This window comes from Hymenobacter jeongseonensis (genome assembly GCF_015694725.1).
In the GTDB taxonomy this organism is placed as follows: domain Bacteria; phylum Bacteroidota; class Bacteroidia; order Cytophagales; family Hymenobacteraceae; genus Hymenobacter; species Hymenobacter jeongseonensis.
In genome coordinates this window covers 547,430-570,403 of the sequence record NZ_JADQDQ010000003.1, presented here as the reverse complement: position 1 = coordinate 570,403, position 22,974 = coordinate 547,430, and the positions used below count along the sequence as shown (strand labels likewise).

Genomic DNA, 22,974 nt, shown 5'->3' with positions numbered 1-22,974 from the left:
GGTACCGCGCTGGGGTGGGGCTCCGTAAAATGACTTGCTAATGCGTTAGCCGTCGCTGATGCTTTCGTTGTGGCCAGCGGGCGTGGCTTCACCCGAAGCCTCTTTGGCTCCGAATGGCTGCTCGCGGGTGCGTAGATTGTGGTCCAACTCGATGCTGCCTTCGGCTTCGAAACCGGGGCCTTGGGCTTGTTCGCCGGCCCCGTGGTGGTCGTTGCCGCCCTGGGGCTCGGTTTCGGAGCCGCCGATGTGCAGGTTGTCCAGCTGGTCTTTCTGGTTTTCGCGCTGGGTGTAGTCGTTAGCGCCGGTGTTGCGGGCGGCCGAGGGGTCGTTGCTGGACTTGTTGTTGCTCTGGTCCTGCTTGTACGCTTTCTGTCTTTCCAGCTCTTCGTTTTTCGGGAAATTCTTGTTTTCGGTAATGTCGGCGTTTTCGCCTTCGTTGGGTTCGGTGCCGTTGCCGGATATGTTGTCGGGAAGCATAAGGGTAGCGCTGATGTGAGTGGGGAATTGCAGTAATTAAGCGTACGCAACGCCCCGGCTTACGTTGCTGCAAAGTCAGGCGGCAGCCTTGCGACCGTCCGCCGCTTTCCCTCAGCGGCCGGCCCGCTCAGCCGTCACTTCTTCCGTGAACTTCTGGTCGTTCAACGACCAATTGTAGGGATAATAAACCACCGAAAACCAGGTGGGCACGGTACTATCCTTCCGAAATTGATTGACGTAGGAAACACCCGTTTTGCCACTCGCGCTGAAGTCGGTTTCGTACCATTTGAAAATCTCCGGCAGCCGCACCAGCTTGTTCTGCTCGTCCACTTTCACGTAGCTGGGGTCGAGCATCGCAAACCGGGCTTGGTTGTTTAGCTGCACAAACAATTGCTTGCCGATGTACGCCGTGCGGCTCAACCGCGGGCAGCTGCTAGTGCCGCACACCAGGGCAAAATGCAGCCGGGGGTCGTCGTAAATTTTGCGCAGCTTGTCGAGCTCAATCTGGTCGAGGGTGAGGCGCTCCCCGGCAATGCTGAGCAACGTTTTGTTGAAAAAGCCGGGCATCTCCTGCACCGAGCGAAGCGGATAGTTTCGGACTATTTCCCCAATCACCAGAATGTTGTAGGCATTGAGATAAAAGGCGTACTGGTCGGCCACTTCGGTCTTGCCCGCATCAAAATCCGCAATCGAGGTCAGCAACTCGTCCAGCAACTGTGGGTTGACTTGAATCCCGGCATAATCGACCTTGCCGCTTTTATTCACATACTTGTGCAGAAAAGTATTTGTCTGGGCCGTAATCCGGGCCACCGTGGGCGAAGGCGCCTGCTGGGCCGCGGCGTTGCTTAAGCTCAGCAACCACAATACCACTGCCCAAACCATTCCGAAGTTGTACAAACTTTTCATCTGGTGTTCTTTAGCGTTAAAGATGACAGAGCTACTACGTTGGCACAGCGTCGGATTTAGCCGTTTATGGTATTCCCATTTTGAAACAAAATCGGATTATGAAAAGGGGATTTCCTGCCTGTGAAGCAGGCATCACCCCTATTTTTTCCAAAAAATAGTTTGCTCTTTATTTTCGTTCAACCGCAAAATCATTCATTTCACCGAGCAAATCAGTGCGTTCAACCGCCCGTTTTTGTTTGCGAAAAAGTAATGCTTCATAATCCAGGCAGCCGCCACTCCTGTTCAGGAATCCGGCAGTAATGAATTGTCTGGCCAAACCCTCTGGTAGGTAATGAAACGGCCGAACCAGCAAACTCCTGATTGGTACTCGGATAAAAGAAAACAACCGGTGCGCCGCAAGGTTGAAACGGCTGCCAGCCAATGATGGGTCCACTGGCGCGGGCTGGCCGGGCGTAGGATTGTGGTACGGCCCCGGTTACTTTTGACGATAGGCTTGGCCTCTCACCTCATCCATTCAGCAATGCGCCTGGTAATCATCGGCAATGGCATTACCGGCGTCACGTGCGCAGTGGCGGTGCGGCGCCTGAACCCCGAAGCGCGAATAACCTTGGTTTCTGCCGAAAGCGCGCATCATTACTCCCGCACGGCGCTGATGTACGTGTACATGGGCCACCTGCGCCCGCAGGACATCAAGCCCTACGAAGACTGGTTTTGGGCCGAAAACCGCCTGGAGCTGGTGCATGCGAGCGCCACTTTACTGAATACCGAAGAACAGCTGCTGGTGCTGGACAACGGCACCACCCTCGCCTACGACCAATTGCTGCTGGCCACCGGCTCGGCGAGCAAGCTGTACGGCTGGCCCGGCCAACACCTGGCGGGCGTGCAAGGCCTCTACAACCTGCCCGACCTCCAGGCCATGACCCGCGATACCCACGGCATCAGCCGGGGCGTGGTGGTGGGCGGCGGCCTTATTGGGGTAGAGCTGGCCGAAATGCTGCACAGCCGGGGCATCGAAACGCTGGTGCTGGTGCGCGAAGCCCGCTATTGGGCCGGCGTGCTCCCGCCCGAGGAAGCCCAACTGGTTGACCGGCAGTTTCAAGAAAACCACGTGACTGTGCGCTACCGCACCGAATTGCGCGAAATCTTGGGCGACACGCAGGGCCGGGTGCGGGCCGTGGTCACCACCGCCGGCGAGGAAATAGCTTGCCAGTGGGTGGGCCTTGCCACCGGCGTGGCGCCCAACCTGGGCCTCGCCCTGACCTCGAATGTGGAAACCGACCGCGGCATTTTGGTTGACGAATACCTGCGCACCAACGTTCCTAACGTATTCGCCGCCGGCGACTGCGCCCAGTTCCGGCGGCCTGCCAGCGGCGAAGTGCCCATCGAACAGCTCTGGTACACCGGCCGCATGCAGGGCGAAACCGTGGCCCACACCATTTGCGGCCACCCCACACCCTACCGGCGCGGCGTGTGGTTCAACTCGGCCAAGTTCTTCAACCTCGAATACCAGACCTACGGCCAGGCCCCGGCCGGCCCCACGCCGGGCCTCACCAGCTTCTATTGGGAACATCCGTCGGCGCGGGGGGCGTTGCGCATTTACTTCCGCAGCGAAGCGCCGCACGCCGTAGTTGGGTTCAATGCCATGGGCCTGCGCTTGCGCCAGGCCGTGTGCGAGCACTGGATACAGCAGGCCACGGCCGTGGCCACGGTGATGGCCCAGCTGGGCAAAGCTAATTTTGACCCGGAGTTCTTTCCGCAGCACGAAAATACCATCGTGAAGGCCTTCAACCAGCAATTTCCCCAGCAGCCCGTGGTGCTGAAGCACCGGAAAGGCCTGTTTAATTTCACCAAGCGTTGAACTCCGAAACCAGACCATTTCTGGCAGCTTATACGCTATCCACTACCTCAGACTTTTCGAATTAAAAACCAGGCTTTTCGATTCATTCTTGTTTATACTACTTCCTTCCTCCCGTGGACTACTCCAAACTTTACCGGCCTTCGGCGCTCAATAGCTTTCAGTTCATTGCCCTCACGGGCCTGTTGATGAGTGCTAGCGCCCACTTGATTCTGTACTTTTTTGTTGGCCATACGCCCGCCGGTTTCAACTGGCTGTATGTGTGCTGGACGGGCTTCTACATCGTCGGCACGCTCATCAATCTATTTGGCAAGCCCGATGAGCCGCACGACCACCACCATCATTGATATTCGGCACAACTGACTGGTAAGGTCAGGCTCAAACTAACCTTAGAACAGGCCTTCGCACTCCCCCAATGACCCCAACGCTTGCCACGCCGCCCCTGCCCACTTCCTCGCCGGCCGAGAAGCTCAGCCTGGCGGCGGTGGCCGCGGGCGTACTGGCCCTTGTACTGGCCCTGGCCGACGCCGACGCCGCCCGCCAGCAAACCTGGCTTTACCTCGCCCTGGGCCTGGTGAGTGCAGGAACGCTGGCCTGGAGCTGGCTGAAATTTGGCCAAAAGCCGGCCGGCGTACACCAGAATAATTTGTGGTTGCGCGCCAGCACCGGGCGCGGCGCCGTGGCCTGGGTTACGGGCCTCGTGCTCACGGGCTTTTACGTGGTGCTGTACTGGTACAGCGGCGACGACGGCCGGGGCAATTTTGGGCCGCTCAACAACTTGGTACATGGCTTGGACGACTTTAGCCAGTGGCTGCGCGCCCGGCCTGCCGACCAATGGTTTCTCTACGGCACGTTCTACACGCTGGCCATTCTGCTCATGGGCACCCGGGCGCTTTGGAAGTACCGGCACTCCCGCTACCAACTGATTCGCACCGGGTCGGTGATGTTCTTTCAGCTCGGCTTCGCGTTTATTATTCCGGGTTTGTTGCAGTTCTTTCAGCAGCCGGAATTCTACTTCACCTACTTCTGGCCGCTGAAGTACGAGTACCTGTTTCCCGGCACGGTGACGGGGTTGGTACATAATGGCGGCGTGGGCATGTTCATGGTGTTTTGGGGCGCGGTGATGTCCTTCTTGGCCACGCCCGTGCTCACGTATTTCTACGGTAAGCGCTGGTATTGCTCGTGGGTGTGCGGCTGCGGCGGGCTGGCCGAAACAGCCGGCGACCCCTACCGGCAGCTGTCCGACAAAAGCCGGGCCGCTTGGCGCTGGGAGGTACGCCTCATCTACCCCATTCTGGGGCTCATCATTGCCATCACGGTATTGCTGTGGGCAAATTTTGCCTTGAACAGCACGCTGCTCGGTGAAGCCGGCAACGTGGGTGCCAAGTGGTACGGCTTTGCCATTGGTGCCGTTTTCTCGGGCGTGATTGGAGTGGGCTTCTACCCTATTCTGGGTTCGCGGGTGTGGTGCCGCTTCGGCTGCCCCATGGCAGCGTATCTGGGCTTGCTGCAAAAGCACTTCTCGCGTTTCCGCATCAGCACCAACGGCGGGCAGTGCATTTCGTGCGGCAACTGCTCCAACGTATGCGAGATGGGCATCGACGTGAAGCAATACGCCCAGCGCGGCGCGCCCATTGTCCGGGCTTCCTGTGTAGGCTGCGGCCTGTGCAGCACCGCCTGCCCCCGCGGCGTCCTCAACCTGGAAAACGGGCCCCGTGAGGGACGTTACCAAAGCTCGCAACTGATTCACGCGGATTCGTTGCGGATACTGAGTTAATCAAGCAAGGTTAATCCTACTGTGTGTCGGGTTAAGCCGGGGTTTCTCCCTGCGACAACTTGAGCTGTATTCCCCGGCTTCGGAATTATGACCATTCATTTCCAATGCACCTAGCTCCTGAATGTGGTGTGTGGGCAAAGTGGACTCTCTGTGGAACGTAAAGTCATTCACGAAACGCAACTCACTTAAAGGTTTAGTAAACTTTGAATAGCAAACCAGCTTCATATATTCCGCCGGCATCACAATGAGCTGTCTGCCGCTTTGCACTGGGCTTATGCTAATGGCTCAATGAAAGAAAGGGCTTTGTCATCCATCTCTTCGCGACTGCCCTCACCGGTTTCCGGTTAGAAGATTAAACGGTGAACGAATTGGTGTTTCAACGCGATTTAGGAATAGAACGATATGGAAGCCTAAGCGCGAAGGCAAGAGGTTGCAAGGGCAATTATTTGACGTTTGTGAACGACAGTTGCGTGTAGCAAATCTGCATTGTTTTAGATAAAAATCGACTGGGAGAGTAGCAAGTCGAGCTTCTCAAAAACATTATGGAAATCTACGGATTAACTGGAAGTAAATCATGAGGAATGGTAATCCGTTAAAACAGGTGGTTTTCCTCGGAAAATGGCAGAATAACTTATTTATCCGCTTGATAATTAGCATACTATTAGCACATAGAAATGTTTACAAACGTTCAGTAAATAGTGGTTCCGAAATCTCTGAAATTAATATGGCCAGCTCGTCTTGCTGACAAACTGAAAGCCCGTTGACAAGCCGATAAAGAGCCGTAACTAAGAATTATATCCCTTGTTCGCCGCGGCCTCATCACCGGGCGCAAAGGGGCTCGGCACGAAGCATAATGCATCGGCAAAGGCAAGCGGCTGGCCTGGGCCTGTTTAGAAGAGCAAGTATTCAAATGTTTGCGGTACATTGGGAGCCCGCAGGGTCGGCATCGTGCGCCTGTTGCTCCTACTACCGCTGCATGACCTACCTCCCGAGCCCCACCCGCTACAACTCCATGCCCTACCGCCGCTGCGGACGGAGCGGCTTGAAATTACCGGCGGTGTCGCTGGGCTTGTGGCACAACTTCGGCGATGTGGACACGCTGGCCAATGGCCGTGCTATCCTGCGGTTGGCCTTCGATAGCGGCATTACCCACTTCGACCTGGCCAACAACTACGGCCCGCCCCCCGGCTCGGCCGAAACCAACTTTGGCCGGGTGCTGCGCGAAGACTTCAGCGGCTACCGCGACGAGTTGATTATCTCCACCAAAGCCGGCTACCACATGTGGCCCGGCCCCTACGGCGAGTGGGGTTCGAAAAAATACCTCGTCTCGAGCCTCGACCAAAGCCTGAAGCGCATGCGGCTGGAGTACGTCGACATTTTCTACCACCACCGCCCCGACCCCGACACGCCCCTGGCCGAAACCATGGCCGCGCTCGACCTCATTGTACGGCAGGGCAAGGCCCTGTACGTGGGTCTGTCCAATTACCAGCCTGCCGAAGCCGCCGAGGCCATCAAACTATTGCGCGAACTGGGCACGCCCTGCCTGATTCATCAGCCCAAGTACTCCATGTTTGAGCGCTGGGTAGAAGGAGGCTTGCTCGACGTGCTGGCGCAGGAAGGCGTGGGCTGCATCCCGTTTTCGCCGCTGGCGCAAGGGCTGCTCACCGATAAATACCTCAACGGCATCCCGGCCGATTCGCGGGTGGCCAAGGGCGTGGGCTTTTTGCAGGAAAGCCACCTCACGCCCGAGCGCCACGAGCAGATTCGCCGCCTAAACGACATCGCTCAAACCCGCGGCCAAAGCCTGGCCCAAATGGCCCTGGCCTGGCTGCTGAAAGACCCGCGCGTGACCTCCGTGCTCATCGGCGCCAGCCGCCCCGAGCAGCTTACCGACTCGCTGCGCTGCCTGGAATCGGCCGCGTTCAGCCCGGAAGAGCTGGCCGGCATCGAGCAGATTTTGCAAGATTAACACTGAGCCCCTAACCCCGGGCTCCTCATTCTTCCGCTTTAATTTTCTCCACTTAATTCCCACATCAATCGCAAGCCGAAACATGGAAAAAAACACCTACGATGCCATCGTCATTGGGTCGGGAATTTCGGGGGGCTGGGCCGCGAAGGAGCTGACCGAAAAAGGCCTCAAAACCATCATGCTGGAACGGGGCCGCAACATCGAGCACGTGAAGGACTACGTGAACGCCAACAAGGCACCGTGGGAATTCGACCACCGCGGCGGCAAAACCCAGCAGATGATGGCCGACTACCCGGTGCTTAAGCGGGACTACACCCTCAACGAAACCAACCTCGACTACTGGGTGAACGAGAAGGAAAGCCCCTACGTGGAGGTGAAGCCGTTCGACTGGTTTCGGGGCTACCACGTGGGCGGCCGCTCCCTCACCTGGGGCCGGCAGTCGTACCGCTGGAGCGACTTCGACTTTGAAGCCAATGCCAAGGAAGGCATCGCCGTGGACTGGCCCATTCGCTACAAGGACCTGGCCCCGTGGTACAGCCACGTAGAGAAGTTCGCCGGCATCAGCGGCTCAAAGGAAGGCCTGCCGCAGCTGCCCGACGGCGAGTTTATGCCGCCCATGGAGCTGAACTGCGTGGAAAAGGACGTGGCCGCCCGCCTCAAAAAGCAGTACGAGCACCGCCGCCTGGTCATTGGCCGCACGGCCAACATCACGGTGCCGCACCACAACCGCGTGAACTGCCAGTACCGCAACAAGTGCTGGCTGGGCTGCCCGTTTGGGGCGTATTTCAGCACGCAGTCGGCCACCATGCCAGCCGCCGTGGCCACCGGCAACCTCACGCTTCGGCCCCATTCCATCGTCACCAAAATCCTCTACGACAAGGACACCAAGCGGGCCAAGGGCGTGGAAGTGCTCGACGCCGAGACCAACCAAACCTATGAGTACTTTGCCAAGGTCGTTTTTCTGAACGCCTCAACCCTGAATTCGGCTTGGCTGCTGATGAACTCAGCCACCGACATCTGGCCCGGCGGCTTGGGCAGCAGCAGCGGCGAACTGGGCCACAACATCATGGACCACCACCTGCGGGTGGGTGCCCACGGCGACGCCGAAGGATTTGAGGACCAGTACGTGTACGGGCGGCGGCCCAACGGCGTATACGTGCCGCGCTTCCGCAACCTGTTCGGCGACAAGCGCGACTACCTGCGTGGCTTCGGCTACCAGGGCGGGGCCGGGCGCGAAGGCTGGGCCCGCGAAATCCCGGAAATGAGCATCGGCGGCGAGTTTAAAGACGCCCTCAGCGAGCCCGGCCAGTGGACCATGGGCCTCGGCGGCTTCGGCGAAACCCTGCCCTACCACGACAACCGCGCCTACCTCGACAAAACCAAGAAAGACAAGTGGGGCCTGCCCGTGCTGGCCATCGATGCCTATCTGCACGACAACGAGAAGAAAATGCGCATCGACATGCAGCAGGACGCCATTGAGATGCTGGAAAAAGTGGGCATCAAGAACGTGAAGGGCTACGACACGGAAATGGCTCTGGGCGCGGGCATCCACGAAATGGGCACCGCGCGCATGGGCAAAGACCCCAAAACGTCGGTATTGAACAAGTACAACCAAGTGTGGGACGCCCCCAACGTGTACGTGACCGACGGCTCCTGTATGACGTCGGCCGCCTGCCAAAACCCCTCACTCACCTACATGGCCCTCACGGCCCGCGCCGTGGACCACGCCGTGAGCGAGCTTAAGAAGCAAAACCTCTAAGCCTCATTCCTATGAATCGCAGAGACGCCCTCGCCCGAGTTGCCCTCATCATGGGCGGCACCGTCATCGGAGCCGACTTTTTTCTCAGTAGCTGCTCCTCCCCGACCAAAGAGGACAAAGCCGCGGTTAAAACGGCAAAGCCAGTCCCTCAAAAACCGGATTTCCTGAGTCCGCAGCAAGTGAGTTTTCTCGACGAAGTGGGCGAAACCATCCTGCCCACCACCAAAACGCCGGGCGCCAAAGCCGCCCACGTCGGCCAGTTTATGGCCGTGATGGTGCGCGACTGTTACGAACCCAAGGACCAGAAAGTCTTCCTCAACGGCATTGCCCAACTCGACGTTGACTGCCAGAAGAAGCAAGGCAAAACCTTCCTGGACAGCACCCCGGCCGAGCGCACCGCCTTCCTCACCGCGCTGGATGCGGAACAAAAGGCTTATTCCGCCACGCAGCCCAAGGATGCCCCCAACCATTACTTCCGCATGATGAAGCAACTCACGCTGCTGGGCTACTTTACGTCAGAAGTTGGGGCCACGCAGGCCCTGCGCTACTTGCCCGTGCCCGGCCGTTACGAGGGTTCGGTGCCCTACAAAAAAGGCGACCGCGCCTGGGCTAGCTAACGGAAACCTCACCCCTGTCACCCTCTCCCGCGGAGAGGGGGCACCGGTTATGCGCAGGCGTCAAGCTCCCCTCTCCCGCGGAGAGGTGCCGGGGGTGAGGTGACCCGGCTCCGCGCCGCAATGTGCTTTAATTGAACAATCCCCAGCAATCCATACCTCACCCCTGCCCATGACTCCTGTTATCCGCTTTAAGCTGTCGTTGATGATGTTCCTGGAGTTTTTCATCTGGGGCGCCTGGTTTGTGACGTTGGGCACCTACCTGCTGAAAAACCTGAACACCACCGGCACGCAGGTGGGCTCTGTGTTTCTCACGCAGTCCATTGGGGCCATTGTGGCGCCCTTCATCATCGGGCTGATTGCGGACCGGTTTTTCTCAGCCCAAAAAATACTGGGCGTGCTGCACTTGGCCGGGGCAGCCCTATTGTGGCTGGCCTCTCAGGCGGCTGATTTCAGCAGCTTCTACCCCTACGTGCTCAGTTATATGATTTTGTATATGCCCACGCTGGCTTTGGTGAACTCCATTTCCTTCCGGCAAATGCAAAATCCGCAGAAGGAATTTGCTACCATTCGGGTGCTGGGCACTCTGGGCTGGATTATTGCCGGCCTCACCATCGGCTGGTTGAACTGGGAGCAAAGCGGCAACCTCGTGCTCACCTTCCGCATGGCGGCGGGCGCATCGGCGTTGCTGGGGGTATTCAGCTTCACGCTGCCGCCCACGCCGCCCATCAAGAAAGTGGGCAAAAGCACCGTGGGCGAGCTGCTGGGGCTAGAAGCCATCGGCCTGCTTCGCAACCGTTCGTACCTGATTTTCTTCCTGGCCTCGGTGGCCATCTGCGTGCCGCTGTCTTTTTATTACGGCTTCACCAACCCGTTTTTGAACGAGATGGGCATGAAATCGGCCGCGGGCGTGCAAAGCCTCGGGCAGGTATCGGAGGTGCTGTTTATGCTCCTGATTCCGGTGTTTTTCGTGCGGCTGGGCGTGAAGAAGATGCTGGCCATCGGCATGGCGGCGTGGGTGGTGCGCTACCTGTTTTTCGCCTATGGCAACGGCGATTCGGCCTACTGGATGCTGATTGCGGGCATCGTGATGCACGGCATTTGCTACGACTTCTTCTTCGTAACCGGTCAGATTTATACCGATAACCTCGCCGGAGAACAATCGAAAAGCGCGGCCCAGGGCTTTATCACCCTGGCCACTTACGGGGTGGGCATGCTCATTGGCTCCCTCCTTTCGGGCCAGATTGTGGACGCTTACCAAACCACCGGCGGCCAGCACAACTGGCAAACCATCTGGCTGATTCCAGCGGGCATCGCCGCGGCGGTGTTGGCGGTATTCCTGCTGCTTTTTAAAGACCAAAGCGTACCGGCTACGGCTTCAACCGATGAAATCACCCTCGCCGAGACAAAGGCCCGCGTGGAGGTTTAATTGAAAACATGTTGAGAAAACCCGTCATGCTGCGCTGCGCTATGAATGACGGGTTGTAGTCCTTTGCTGACAGCCTCTACCATTTCCCAACCAACTACTCTCTATGAAATTACGACTGGCCATGATTGGTGGCGGACAAGGCGCCTTCATCGGTGGCATTCACCGCATGGCCGCCGCCCTCGACGGCTTGTATGAACTCACGGCCGGCGCCTTCAGCAGCGACGCCGCGAAGTCCCGCGCCACGGGCGTACTTCTGGGCCTGGCCCCCGACCGTGTGTACGGCTCTTACCAGGAGCTTATCGAGCAGGAACAGCAGCGGCCCACGGCCGAGCGGGTACAAGTTATTGCCATCGTCACGCCCAACCATTTGCACTTTGAGCCGGCCAAACTGGCGCTGCAAAGCGGCTTCCACGTCATTCTGGACAAGCCCATGACGTTTTCGCTGGCCGAGGCCAAGCAACTGCAACAAATTGCCGTCGCGAGCGGCCAGAAACTGTGCCTGACGCACACCTACACCGGCTACCCCATGGTGAAAGAGGCCCGGCAACTCATTGCGGCGGGCACGCTGGGCGGCATCCGGAAGGTGTACGTGGAATATCCGCAGGGCTGGCTCAGCGGCTTTGAAGAGGGCAGCGATAACAAGCAGGCGGCTTGGCGCACCGACCCGGCACGAAGCGGCATCGCCGGGGCCATGGGCGACATTGGCACCCACGCTTTCAACCTGCTAGAATACGTGAGCGGCCTGCAAGTCGAGAAGCTGTGCGCCGATATCAACGTAGTGGTGCCCGGCCGGCGACTCGACGACGATGGCGCGGTACTGCTCCGGCTAAGCCACGGCGCCAGCGGCGTGCTGGTGGCCACGCAAGTCGCGGCGGGTGAAGAAAACAACGTCCGTGTGCGGGTGTACGGCGAAAAAGGGGGCCTGGAATGGCAGCAGGCCGATGCCAACACCCTGCTGGTGCGCTGGCTGGACCGCCCGGCCGAAATCCGCCGCACGGGTACGGGCTACGTGGGTTCTTTCGCGCAGCATAATACGCGGACCCCCGCCGGCCACCCCGAGGGCTACCTCGAAGCCTTCGCCAACCTGTACCGCAATTTCGCACTGGCTTTACAAGCAGAAATGGCGGGCCAAACCGCCGCGCCCGAAGCGTTGGACTACCCGAGTTTAGCAGACGGCATTCGTGGCATGGCCTTCATTGAAAACGTCATTGCCTCGGGTCATTCCGACACCAAATGGACCGATTTCGTTGCCTAATTTGCCCATGAAAACCATTAAAGGACCTGCTATTTTCCTGGCCCAATTCATGGGCGACGACGCGCCGTTCAACAGCTTGGAAAGCATCTGCACCTGGGCGAAAGGTCTTGGCTACCAAGGCGTGCAACTCCCGACCAGCGACCCACGCTTCATCGACTTACAAAAAGCAGCCGAGAGCAAAACCTACGCCGACGAGGTAAAGGGCATCGTGAATGCCGCCGGCTTGGAAATCACCGAACTGTCCACGCACTTGCAGGGCCAGCTAGTAGCCGTGAATCCGGCTTATGACCAACTCTTCGATGGCTTTGCGCCGGAAGCTTACCGCAACAACCCCGCGGCTCGCCAGCAGTGGGCCGTGCAGCAACTAAAATACGCCGCCAAGGCATCCCAAAATTTGGGCTTGCAGGCCCACGCCACGTTCAGCGGCGCTTTGCTTTGGCCGATGGTGTACCCCTGGCCCCAGCGGCCAGCCGGGTTGGTTGAGGCCGGTTTTGACGAGCTTGCCAAGCGCTGGACGCCCATCCTGAACGCCTTCGACGAGTGCGGCGTGGACGTGTGCTACGAAATTCACCCCGGCGAAGACCTGCACGACGGCGTCACCTACGAGATATTTTTGGAGCGTGTGCAGCAGCACCCGCGCGCCTGCCTGCTCTACGACCCCTCACACTTCGTGCTGCAATGCCTCGATTACCTGGAGTACATCGACATCTACCACGAGCGCATCCGCATGTTCCACGTCAAAGATGCCGAATTTAACCCCACGGGACGGCAGGGCGTGTACGGCGGCTACCAGAGCTGGCCGAACCGGGCCGGCCGCTTCCGCTCCTTGGGCGACGGGCAAGTTAATTTCAAGGCAATATTCAGCAAGCTGGCACAATACGACTTTCCGGGTTGGGCCGTGCTGGAGTGGGAATGCGCCCTCAAGCACCCGGAAGATGGCGCCCGCGAAGGAGCGGCCTTCATCCGCGACCATATTATTCGGGTCACCGAAAAAGCCTTCGACGACTTCGCCGCCACAGCCCCCAATCCTACCCTCAACCACACCCTGCTGGGAATCTAAGCCCGCTGCATCCTCATGAAAAAAACTGCTTTGCTCCTCAGCCTTTGCGGCCTGCTCGCCGCTTGCGATACCGGCTACAAAAAAGATGGACCCGACCAAACCAGCACGGAAACCCCGGCTACTTCGGAGGGCGACAGCACGACGGCTTCTAACTTGAAAGCGGTGGCCCAGCAGCCCCAGATTGACACCAGCGTCTCGAAGATTGGCACCGAGCACCCCGGCGGCGTTGCTGCTGTGCCCACCGGCGCCACCCTGCTGGCCGCTTCCGATTGCGCGAGCTGTCACAAAATGAATGACAAGGTGATAGGCCCGGCCTACGTGGCCATTGCGCAGAAGTACCCCAACACCGAAGCCAACGCCACCATGCTGGCCGGCAAAATCATCCATGGCGGCTCCGGCAACTGGGGCGCGGTTCCCATGACGCCCCACGCCGGCATTTCGGCCGATGATGCCCAGGCCATGGCCAAATATATTCTAAGCCTCAGGTAGGCCAAATTGCGGAGCAACCCTACTTCAGAAACAGTTGGCCCGATATTCGAAATGCAGCGGCTGAGCTTTTTCAATCGCAAGGCGACTTCTTCTTATCTAATAACTTAAACCCGTTCGCCCATGACTTCCCGTAGAGACTTTTTGGCTTCGGCCGCACTCTTGTCCGCTGGCCTGCTGGTGGCACCGTCGCTGCTGGCGGCACCCAAAAAAAAGTACATCGGGCTGCAGCTCTACACCGTGCGCGACGCCATGGAAAAAGACCCGGCCGGCACGCTCGCGCAGCTGGCCAAAATCGGGTATAATTCCGTAGAAGGTGCCACCTACACGGGCAGCCAGAAATTCTACGGCATGACGCCCCAGGGTTTTGCCTCCCTGCTCAAGCAAAACGGGCTGATTATGCCCAGCAGCCACTACCGCCTGGGCGAGGAGCAGATGAACGGCGCCCCGGTGCAGGGCACCATGCTCCACGGTTGGGACCGCGCCGTGGACGATGCCGCCGCCGTTGGGGCCAAATACATGGTGTGCGCCTACCTCTCGCAATCCGAGCGCGGCAACATTGACCACTACAAGTACGTGGCCGACCAACTCAACAAAGCCGGCGAGCGCTGCCAAAAAGCCGGCCTGCAGCTCTGCTACCACAACCACGACTTCGAATTTGTGGCCCAGGAGGGCCAACTCCCCTTCGACCTGCTCCTGGCCACCGACAAGAAACTGGTGCAGATGGAGCTGGACCTCTACTGGGTGACCAAAGCCGGCAAAGACCCGCTGACGCTGTTTGCACAGCACCCCGGCCGCTTCCCCCTCTGGCACGTGAAGGACATGGACCACACGCCGCAAAAGTCCTTTACCGAGGTTGGCAACGGCAGCATCGACTTCAAAAAGATATTTGCCCACGCCAAAGAAGCAGGACTGCAATATTTCTTTGTGGAGCAGGATGCCACGCCCGGCTCGCCCTTCGATAGCGTGACCCAGAGCATGGCCTACATCAAGAAAAATTTGGTGTAAGCAGCAGCGCGGACTACAACGTCAGCGCTGCTGCCCTACGGCAACTCCCGCACCCAAATGTTGCGAAAGCTCAGTGGCTCGCTTTTGTCGCCGTGGGCCTGCAGCTTAATGGGGGCTGGGCCGTGGGGCTGTTGGTAGGCGGGCTTGCCAATGTAGACGGTGGGGCCGGCCAGGGCCACGTGGTTTTGCACCAGCACGCCGTTAAAAAACACGGTGGCAAAGGCGGGCGTGGCCACGGCGCCATTGGCTGCGAAAGTCGGGGCCGTCCACACCACGTCGTAGGTCTGCCACTCGCCGGGGCGGCGAGCTGGGTTGGCGGCCGGAATGCGCTGCTTGTAAATGCTGCCCGCCATGCCATTGACGTAGGTTTTGTTTTGGTAGGCGTCGAGAAGCTGCAATTCGTAGCCCAAGTCGCCTTTGCCCAAAGAAGCCAGGAAGATGCCACTGTTGCCCCGCACCTGCCCCGTGCCGCTGATGTTGGCCGGCACGCGCCACTCCAGGTGCAGCTGGTAGTTGCCGAAGCTGCGCTTGGTTTCAATGTTGCCCACCGGCTTGTTTACCGTGAACACGCCTTTGGCCACAGTCCAGTTGGCCGGCGCATTGCGGTTCTCGGTCGAAACCCACTCGTCCAGATTTTTGCCATCGAATAGCACCAGCGCATCGGACGGAGCGTCTGCGTTGGCCCTGCCTGGCGTTACCACTTTGGGAGCGGGCTCCCAGACCTCGGTTTCTTCGGGTTTGGCAGCTTGCTGGGCCTGAGCGGCCCCAACGGCGCTCACGAAAAGGACTGCGAGAAAAAGGCGAAAGTTCATGCAAAAAGGATAAGAAGAACGGGCGAAAATTGACAACAGAGCCTGGTTACACGTCGCAGAGCTGCACGGCTTTGCGTAACGAGGCAATTTTATCGGGTTGCTTCGGGATAAATTCCTGGGCCACATAGCCCTTGTAGCCAGTGGCTTTGATGGCCCGCATGATGGCCGGGTAATTCAGTTCCTGGCTGTCGTCGATTTCGTGGCGGCCGGGCACCCCGGCGGTGTGGTAATGCCCGATGTAGGCGTGGTTATCGGTGAGCGTGCGGATGACGTCGCCCTCATCAATCTGCATGTGATAAATATCGAAAAGCAGCTTGAAATGCTCGGAGCCCAGCTTTTTGGCCAGCGCCACACCCCAGGCGGTGCGGTCGCAGTGGTAGTCCTTGTGGTCGATTTTGCTGTTGAGTAATTCCATCACCAGCACCACGTTGTGCTTTTTGGCCAGGGCCAGCAGCGGCGTGAGGCCCTTCACGCAGTTGGCCCAGCCAGTGGCGTCGTCCATGCCGCGCCGGCTGCCACTGAAGCAAATCAGATTCTGATAGCCGGCCGCGGCCACTTTCGGAATCATAGCCGCGTAGTTCTTCTGCAGCGTGGCGTGAAACCGTGTGTCGTTGAAGCCATCAGTGAGGTTGATTTCGGCCCCGTTGCACATGGGCGAGTCGAGGCCGTGTTTCTTCAGTGTGGGCCAGTCGGCGGGCCCCACCAAGTCAATGCCTTTGATGCCGATGCTTTTGGCCGCCACGCACAGCTGTTCCAACGACAAGTCCTGGTAGCACCAGCGGCACACCGAGTGGTTGATGTTGCCCTTAAGGGCTAACGGCAGTGGTTCTATCTCTCCCGCAGGCATCATGGCACTCAATGCCCCCGCAGCTCCAACTGCGGCCGTGCTTGCCAAAATGGATTTAAGGGCCGCTCGGCGGTCTGGATAAGGCATACAAGCAGGGGTTTAGTAATAAGGCAAAGCTAGGACTTGCCATTTTCTGCGCGCTTGCTTTTCAGCAAATATGAGTTAGGCGCCAGCCGAAATTGTCCTCAACAAAGTAAACATTGTCACGCCTTATGAATTTTAAATAGGCAGCGGTAAACCTGCAGAATCGTTACTTATGCGTTGACAAAAAAGACAACTGTAGTAACCCTTCAGGCATGATAATGAAGACTTATGAGACCTAGGAATTTGAATATCGTAATAATCTGCGAATTAGTACCGTAAGAGTTGATAAAAAAACACCGTTAAAGTGAAGGTTGGTCTTAGCTTCCATTTTACGTTACGTTTCCCTCGCTGGGATGATGAATGCCAAACAGGCGAGTTCATTAAGCTTAACGGCCTGCCCTGTGTCATCGGCGCCTTAGCGAAAGTCTACGTGGGCGATTTACTCGTTCCCTAGATTTACTCATTCCCTAAGACGTCGTATTTAAACCGCGTAAGGCCATTTGGCCGCTTGCATCATTATTTCCAGCCACCGCCCAAGGCGCGGTACACATTCACCGTGGCATTGAGCTGCTGCATCTTGGTTTCGATGAGGTCGAACTTCGATTCCAGGGCGTCGCGCTGGGTGAAAAGGACCTCCGTGTACTCGGCCCGCGCCGAGCGGAAGAGGCTGTTGGAGATGTCGATGGATTGATTCAGGGCGGCTACTTCCTTGGCCTTGGCGTCGTAGCTTTTTGCCAGGTTGTTGATGTTCGAAAGCTGGTTGCCAACTTCGATGTAAGCGTTGAGCACCGTCTTTTCGTACTGGTACACTGCTTGGGTTTGCACGGCGTTGGCGCTGTAGTACGCGGCCTTGATGCCGTTGCGGTTCACCAGCGGCGCTACCAAGTCGCCGCCCAATGAATAGAGCATGGACTGGGGAGTTGAAACCAGCAAGCCGGGCGTGAATGCGGCCAACCCAGCCGCAGCGGAAAGCCCCAGCCGAGGGTAAAAATTGGCGCGGGCTACCTGCACGTCCAGTTTGGCGGCCAGCAACTGCTGTTCGGCCTGGCGGATGTCCGGGCGGTTGGTGAGCAATTGGGTGGGCATGCCGGCCGTGATAATAGCCGGCTGCAAGTTGTTGAAAGACTCGTCGTTGCGGGCCACCGGCTGCGGGTAGCGGCCCGCCAGGTAGTTCAACTTATTCTCCGTTTCAACAATGCTTTGCTGGAGCTTGAATTGCAGGCTGCGGGTATGCTGCACCTGCGCCTCGAAGCGCTTCACGGCCAGCTCGGTGGTGCGGGCCGACTCTTTCTGCAGGCGCACCAGCTCCAGGGCATTGCTTTGAATGCCAATGTTCTGCTTCACAATGGCCAGCTGATTATCCAGGGCCAGCAGCTCGTAGTAGGAGTTGGCAATTTCAGCCACCAGGTTGGTGACCATGAAGTTCTTGCCCTCTACTGACGCTAGGTAGCGCTGGGCCGCGGCCTTCTTGGCGTTGCGCAGCTTGTGCCAAATGTCAACCTCCCAAGTAGCGTAAGCACCTAGCTGGAAATTGGTGAGCGGGTCGGGCGTGTGGCGGTTTTTCTTGATGTCGACCTGCTCCTCGGTGGCGCCTTGCAGGGTGTAGCGGCCCACTTTTTCTACGTCGGCGCGGGCACCCAGGCCCACAAAGGGCAGGTACTCGCCGCTGCGGGCGCGGACTTCGTTGCGAGCAATTTTAATTTCCTGCAGGGTGATGTTCAGCTCCTGGTTGTTTTGCAGGGCCGTGCCGATGAGGGCTTGCAGGTTGGGGTCGGTAAAAAACTGCTTCCACTGCACGCGGGCAATGTTGGCGCTATCCTGGCTGGCGGCAGTCGTGGTGGTATAGCTGGCCGGCGTGTTGCGGCTCTCGTTTTTCACCACCAGCTCCGGCGTTTTGCAGGCGCCCACGGCGAGGGCCAAACCGGCGGCGCTCAGGCATTGATAAAGGCGTTTCTTAAGCATAAGGCTCGGTTTCTTCAATTAATACGCGAGGCTCTACGCCTTCAAATACGGGGGACTCGTTCTCGTCCCGAATCAGCTTGCTGTTACCGGCCAAGGTGCCAAAGAAGTAGTACAAGCCGGGAATGATGATGACGCCGAACACGGTGCCAAACAGCATACCGCCAAGGGCCGAGGAGCCGATGGTGCGGTTGCCAATAGCGCCCGCGCCGGTGGCCACCACCAGCGGAATCAAGCCGGCGATGAAGGCAAACGACGTCATCAGAATCGGGCGGAAACGCACTTTGGCGCCTTCGATGGCCGCGTCGCGGACGGACATGCCCTCTTCATGCTTTAGGGCTGCGAATTCGACGATAAGTACCGCGTTTTTTCCCAGCAGACCGACGAGCATCACGAGGCCCACCTGGGCGTAGATGTCGTTGGCGAGGCCGAACATCTTGATGAATAGAAACGACCCGAAGACGCCCGCAATCAGCGAGAAGATTACGGCCAGCGGTAGTAGAAAGCTTTCGTACTGCGCGGCCAGCACCAGGTACACGAACACCAGCACCACCAGGAAAATAATGGTCGACTCGTTGCCGCGGCCCACTTCGTCTTTCGACAGGCCGCCCCAGTCGATGCTGTAGCCGTGGGGCAGGTCCTGGGCCACTTCTTGCACGGCCTTGATGGCCTCGCCTGAGCTGAAGCCCTCGGCGGCACCGCCCCGGATGGAGGCCGTGGTGTACATGTTGTAGCGGTTGATTTCGTTGGCGCCCTGGGTCTTCACGATTTTCATGAAGGCCGAGAACGGCACCATTTCGCCCTTGTCGTTCTTGGCCCACATGTTCAGAATGTCCTCGGGCAGCTTACGGTATTCCGGCGAGGCCTGCACGAACACCTTGAAAAAGCGCTGGTACTTGATGAAGCCCAACTCATAGGTTGAGCCCACCAAAATGCTCAACGTGTTCATGGCGTTGCCGATGCTGACGCCCTTCTGCATAGCCAGCTCGTTGTCAATCTTGAGCTCGTACTGCGGGTAGTTGGCCGAGAAGAAGGTGAACAGGCCGGCCAGTTCCTTGCGTTTCTTCAACTTGGCCATGAATTCGGCGTTCACCTTTTCCAGGGCCTTATAGTCACCGGAGTTGGTTTTGTCGAGCAGCTGCAGCTGGAAACCGCCGGCCGCGCCGTAGCCCGGCACGGCCGGCGGCTCGAAGAATTCGATGGTCGCGCCCGGGATTTCGTGGGCTTTTTTCTCCAGATTGCCGATGATGTCGGCGATGGACTCCTTGCGCTCCGACCACGGCTTCAAGTCGAGCAGCAGGGTGCCGGCGTTCGAGCCGCGGCCTTCGGTCAGCACTTCGTAGCCGGCCAGCGACGAGATATTGGCAATGCCGGGCACGTCCTTGGCCATACCCGCCAGGCGCTGCGACACGGCGTTGGTTTGCTCCAGCGTGGTGCCGGGCGGCGTCTGCACAATGGCGTAAATCAGGCCCTGGTCTTCGCTCGGAATGAAGCCAGCCGGCAGCCGCGCCGTGATGGCCCAGATGCCCAGCCCGAAGGTCAGCAGCATGGCGAAGGTGATGAGGCGGTTGGCCACAATCTTTTGCAGCAAGCCGACATAAGCATTAATCAGCTTCTCAAACCCGCGGTTAAAAGCATCGAAGAAGCGCTGCATGGGCGTTTTCTTCTTGGGCTGGCCGTGGTTATTCTTCAAAATCATGGCGCAGAGCACCGGCGTCAGCGTGAGCGCCACAAGGCCCGAAATCACAATAGCCGTGGCCATGGTGATGGAAAACTGACGGTAGAAAATGCCCACCGGGCCGCTCATGAACGACACCGGGATGAACACGGCCGTCATCATGATGGTGATGGCAATGATGGCGCCACTGATTTCGCCCACCACCTTGCGCACGGCGTTGTAGGGCGAGAGGTGCTCCTCCTCCATCTTGGCGTGCACGGCCTCAATCACCACAATGGCATTGTCGACCACAATGCCGATGGAGAGCACCAGCGCAAACAGCGTAATCATATTGATGGTAAGCCCAAACGCCTGCATGGCCATGAACGAGCCCACCAGCGACACCGGCACCGCCAGCGCCGGAATCAGCGTCGAGCGCCAGTCGCCCAGGAACAGGAACACCACCAACGCCACCAGAATAAAGGCGTCGCGCAGGGTATGAATCACGTTCTCAATCGAGGCGTCGAGGAAGTTCGACACGTCGTAGGTGATTTTGTAGTCCATGCCGGGCGGAAAGCTGGTTTTCTTAAGCTCCTCCAGCTTGGATTTCACCTCCTTGATTACATCCGACGCATTGGAACCGTAAGTCTGCTTCAGCACGATAGCCGCCGACGGGTACTGGTTCAGGTTGGAGTAGATGTCGTAGTACTCCGAGCCGAGTTCCACGTTGGCCACATCCTTCAGGTGCAGGCTCTCGCCGTTGGCATTGGCCTTCAGAATCACGTTCTTGTACTGCTCCACGTCGTTGAAGCGGCCCTGGTAGCTGAGCACGTACTCCAACGATTGCGCCTGCTTGCCATCGGCCCGGCCGATGCGGCCCGGGGAGCCGATAACGCTTTGCTCATCCAGCGCCTTCATCACGTCGTCCACCGAAATGTTGTAGGCCCGCATGCGGTCGGGTTTCAGCCACACGCGCATGGCATATTGCCGGCTGCCCAGGATGCTGGCCCGCCCGATGCCGTTGATGCGCTGCAGCTCAGGCAGCATGTTCACGCCGGCAAAGTTGAACAGGTACTTCATGTCCGTGTTTTTGTCTTTCGAGTACAAGTTCACGTACATCAGCATGTTAGGCACCACGCGGTTCACTATCACGCCCTCGCGCTGCACCAGCAGTGGCAGGCGGTTGAGCACTTGCGCAATGCGGGTGTTCACGTTCACCACGGCCTGGTCGGGGTTGGTGCCCAGGTTGAAGACAATCTGGATGTTGGCCTCGCCGGCACTCACGGCGTCGGAGGTCATGTACTTCATGCCCGGCACGCCGTTCACGGCCTGTTCCAGCGGGATAAGCACCGACTCGGTGAGCACCTTGGCGCTGGCACCGGGATATGAGGCGCTTACCATCACCAGCGGCGGCGAAATCTCGGGGAACTGCGACGTGGGCAGCTGCATGATGGCCAGCCCTCCCATGAGCAGGATAACAATCGAAATAACAATGGCGAATACGGGCCGCCGAATGAATTTACTAAACATATGCTGGCTGATTATTTAATAATTGGAGAGGTTTAGAGCCAAAGCCCGTCATGCAGAGCGCAGCGAAGCATCTCGCTTGTGGTAGCCACTAACCCAATCGTTCCGCAGTGTTAATAGCTACCACAAGCGAGATGCTTCGCTGCGCTCTGCATGACGGCCTATTAGGCTCGTTTCCGTTACTCGCTGTACACCTTCAGATTCGACAGCACCGACTGCGGCTCTTTATAGTCGTAGGCCACCTTGTCGCCGTCCTTCACCTTGCGCAGGCCTTCCAGCAGAATGCGGTCGGTGCCGGTGATGCCGGATTTGATGACGTACAGGTCGGGCATTTCGGAGGCGATGTTTACCTCCTGCTGGTGCACCACGTTGTTTTTATCGACCACGAAAACGTACTTTTTCTCCAGCACTTCGAACGTGGCCTTCTGCGGAATAATAAGGGCACCTTTCAGCGGCACCGTCATGAGCACGCTGCCGGTTTCGCCGTTGCGCAGCAGGCCATCGGGGTTGGGGAAAGTGGCCCGGAAAGCGATGTTGCCGGTTTCGTTGTTAAAATCCGCCTCGATGGTTTGCACCACGCCGGTCTGGTCAAACTCTTCGTTGTTGGCCATGCGCAGCTTCACGTGCGCCGCTTTGTCGCTGGACTTGGCGTGTTGCTTATAGGCCAGGTATTCAGCTTCCGGCACGTTGTAGTACACCCACATTTTGCTGTTGTCGGAGAGCGTCGTCAGCAAATCTCCTTCATCTACCAAGCTGCCCAAACGGGCTTGAAAGTGGTCCATGATACCATTGAAGGGCGCTTTCACCGTGGTGAACTGCAGGTGCGTTTGGGCCAGCGACACCTCCGCGTTAGCCTTGTCGTACTTGGCCTGGGCCAGCGCCAACTCGCTACCGGACACGATGTTTTTATCGGCCAGCTTTTTGGTGTTCTGGTACTCCAGCCCCACGTAGTTGGCCTCGGCCTGCGACTTTCGGAGCTCGGCCTGGTACACCGTGGGCTTGATTTGAAACATAAGCTGCCCCTGCCGCACCTGCTGCCCCTCGTCAACGTAAATCTTCTCCAAATAGCCCTTCTCCAACGCTCGCAGCTCAATGCGCTGGATGGCATGAATCTGGGCCACGTATTCTTTCGTGATGGTGGTGTCTTTCAGCAGCGGGCTGGTGGCCACCAGCTTGATTTGCTCTTCAACTTCCTTTTTTTCTTCCGAACATCCTGTACCGCAATACAAGGCGCACAGGCTCATCAGCGCGAGCAGGGGCTTTCTTTTCATAAAATTAAGTACGATGGCGGGCGTTTGCAAACGCCCATAAGATGTTGGACCAGAATGGCAAGCGGACGCAGCTGCTCTGTTTCTGAAAGAATCCCACTATGACTAGCAATTAGGCCTGCCCTGCCGCCATGGCGGAGCAAAAAAATCAAGGCCAGCTCCTAGGCTGGCTAGGGCAGCGGGGGCGCCGCCCCAGCAAAAACCGCCCGCGCCAGCGTTGCCGGC

19 protein-coding genes are annotated in these 22,974 nt (G+C 58.3%); 11 read left to right on the top strand and 8 right to left on the bottom strand.

All coding sequences use genetic code 11. The features are described 5' to 3' along the window. Nucleotides 1-45: 45 nt before the first annotated feature. The 3 genes from I2I05_RS09470 to I2I05_RS09460 all read right to left on the bottom strand — a co-directional run bounded on the left by I2I05_RS09470 (nucleotide 46) and on the right by I2I05_RS09460 (nucleotide 1,816). Complete coding sequence (locus I2I05_RS09470; protein ID WP_196281982.1) at nucleotides 46-477, bottom strand: hypothetical protein; 432 nt, start codon at nucleotides 475-477, stop codon at nucleotides 46-48. A 111-nt stretch (nucleotides 478-588) separates the two neighbouring features. Beyond that, nucleotides 589-1,383, bottom strand: coding sequence for a DUF547 domain-containing protein (locus I2I05_RS09465; RefSeq protein WP_196281981.1), 795 nt, complete (start codon nucleotides 1,381-1,383; stop codon nucleotides 589-591). A 166-nt stretch (nucleotides 1,384-1,549) separates the two neighbouring features. After that, nucleotides 1,550-1,816, bottom strand: a complete 267-nt coding sequence (locus I2I05_RS09460; protein WP_196281980.1) for a hypothetical protein — start codon at nucleotides 1,814-1,816, stop codon at nucleotides 1,550-1,552. Between the two features lie 87 nt (nucleotides 1,817-1,903). Here I2I05_RS09460 and I2I05_RS09455 point away from each other — a divergent pair, with 87 nt between their 5' ends. From I2I05_RS09455 to I2I05_RS09405, 11 genes are all read left to right on the top strand, one after another. Continuing rightward, the gene (locus I2I05_RS09455; RefSeq protein ID WP_196281979.1) at nucleotides 1,904-3,241 is read left to right on the top strand and encodes an NAD(P)/FAD-dependent oxidoreductase; all 1,338 of its coding nucleotides are present in this window, start codon (nucleotides 1,904-1,906) and stop codon (nucleotides 3,239-3,241) included. 113 nt (nucleotides 3,242-3,354) lie between these two features. After that, complete coding sequence (locus tag I2I05_RS09450) at nucleotides 3,355-3,585, top strand: hypothetical protein (protein WP_196281978.1); 231 nt, start codon at nucleotides 3,355-3,357, stop codon at nucleotides 3,583-3,585. A 68-nt stretch (nucleotides 3,586-3,653) separates the two neighbouring features. After that, entirely contained in the window at nucleotides 3,654-5,015 is a 1,362-nt protein-coding gene (locus I2I05_RS09445; protein ID WP_196281977.1) for a 4Fe-4S binding protein, read from the top strand. A gap of 976 nt (nucleotides 5,016-5,991) precedes the next feature. Then, nucleotides 5,992-6,984 (top strand): L-glyceraldehyde 3-phosphate reductase, encoded by a 993-nt coding sequence (gene mgrA, locus I2I05_RS09440; protein WP_196281976.1) that lies wholly within the window; start codon nucleotides 5,992-5,994, stop codon nucleotides 6,982-6,984. 82 nt (nucleotides 6,985-7,066) lie between these two features. Then, nucleotides 7,067-8,743, top strand: a complete 1,677-nt coding sequence (locus I2I05_RS09435; RefSeq protein ID WP_196281975.1) for a GMC oxidoreductase — start codon at nucleotides 7,067-7,069, stop codon at nucleotides 8,741-8,743. Between the two features lie 11 nt (nucleotides 8,744-8,754). After that, entirely contained in the window at nucleotides 8,755-9,360 is a 606-nt protein-coding gene (locus I2I05_RS09430) for a gluconate 2-dehydrogenase subunit 3 family protein (RefSeq protein ID WP_196281974.1), read from the top strand. Between the two features lie 169 nt (nucleotides 9,361-9,529). Further along, nucleotides 9,530-10,786 carry a nucleoside permease gene (locus I2I05_RS09425; protein ID WP_196281973.1) on the top strand — a complete coding sequence of 419 codons (1,257 nt, stop codon included), beginning with the start codon at nucleotides 9,530-9,532 and terminating at the stop codon, nucleotides 10,784-10,786. A 103-nt stretch (nucleotides 10,787-10,889) separates the two neighbouring features. Next, entirely contained in the window at nucleotides 10,890-12,041 is a 1,152-nt protein-coding gene (locus tag I2I05_RS09420) for a Gfo/Idh/MocA family protein (RefSeq protein ID WP_230688238.1), read from the top strand. 7 nt (nucleotides 12,042-12,048) lie between these two features. Continuing rightward, nucleotides 12,049-13,101, top strand: a complete 1,053-nt coding sequence (locus I2I05_RS09415; protein WP_196281972.1) for a sugar phosphate isomerase/epimerase family protein — start codon at nucleotides 12,049-12,051, stop codon at nucleotides 13,099-13,101. A 15-nt stretch (nucleotides 13,102-13,116) separates the two neighbouring features. After that, nucleotides 13,117-13,590 carry a c-type cytochrome gene (locus I2I05_RS09410; RefSeq protein ID WP_230688237.1) on the top strand — a complete coding sequence of 158 codons (474 nt, stop codon included), beginning with the start codon at nucleotides 13,117-13,119 and terminating at the stop codon, nucleotides 13,588-13,590. Nucleotides 13,591-13,710: 120 nt separating this feature from the next. Continuing rightward, nucleotides 13,711-14,595 (top strand): sugar phosphate isomerase/epimerase family protein, encoded by an 885-nt coding sequence (locus I2I05_RS09405; RefSeq protein WP_196281971.1) that lies wholly within the window; start codon nucleotides 13,711-13,713, stop codon nucleotides 14,593-14,595. A gap of 35 nt (nucleotides 14,596-14,630) precedes the next feature. On the opposite strand, the gene I2I05_RS09400 is transcribed toward I2I05_RS09405, so the two are convergent. The 5 genes from I2I05_RS09400 to I2I05_RS09380 form a co-directional block, all read right to left on the bottom strand. Then, a complete protein-coding gene (locus I2I05_RS09400; protein ID WP_196281970.1) occupies nucleotides 14,631-15,407 on the bottom strand; it encodes a 3-keto-disaccharide hydrolase in 777 nt (258 codons plus the stop codon). Between the two features lie 46 nt (nucleotides 15,408-15,453). Further along, nucleotides 15,454-16,257 (bottom strand): hydroxypyruvate isomerase family protein, encoded by an 804-nt coding sequence (locus I2I05_RS09395; protein WP_230688236.1) that lies wholly within the window; start codon nucleotides 16,255-16,257, stop codon nucleotides 15,454-15,456. Between the two features lie 597 nt (nucleotides 16,258-16,854). Next, nucleotides 16,855-18,300 (bottom strand): TolC family protein, encoded by a 1,446-nt coding sequence (locus tag I2I05_RS09390; RefSeq protein WP_196281968.1) that lies wholly within the window; start codon nucleotides 18,298-18,300, stop codon nucleotides 16,855-16,857. Next, a complete protein-coding gene (locus I2I05_RS09385; protein WP_196281967.1) occupies nucleotides 18,293-21,484 on the bottom strand; it encodes an efflux RND transporter permease subunit in 3,192 nt (1,063 codons plus the stop codon). Before I2I05_RS09385 ends, I2I05_RS09390 begins: the two co-directional genes overlap by 8 nt. Before the next feature lie 176 nt (nucleotides 21,485-21,660). Further along, a complete protein-coding gene (locus I2I05_RS09380; protein WP_196281966.1) occupies nucleotides 21,661-22,752 on the bottom strand; it encodes an efflux RND transporter periplasmic adaptor subunit in 1,092 nt (363 codons plus the stop codon). Between the last annotated feature and the right edge of the window lie 222 nt (nucleotides 22,753-22,974).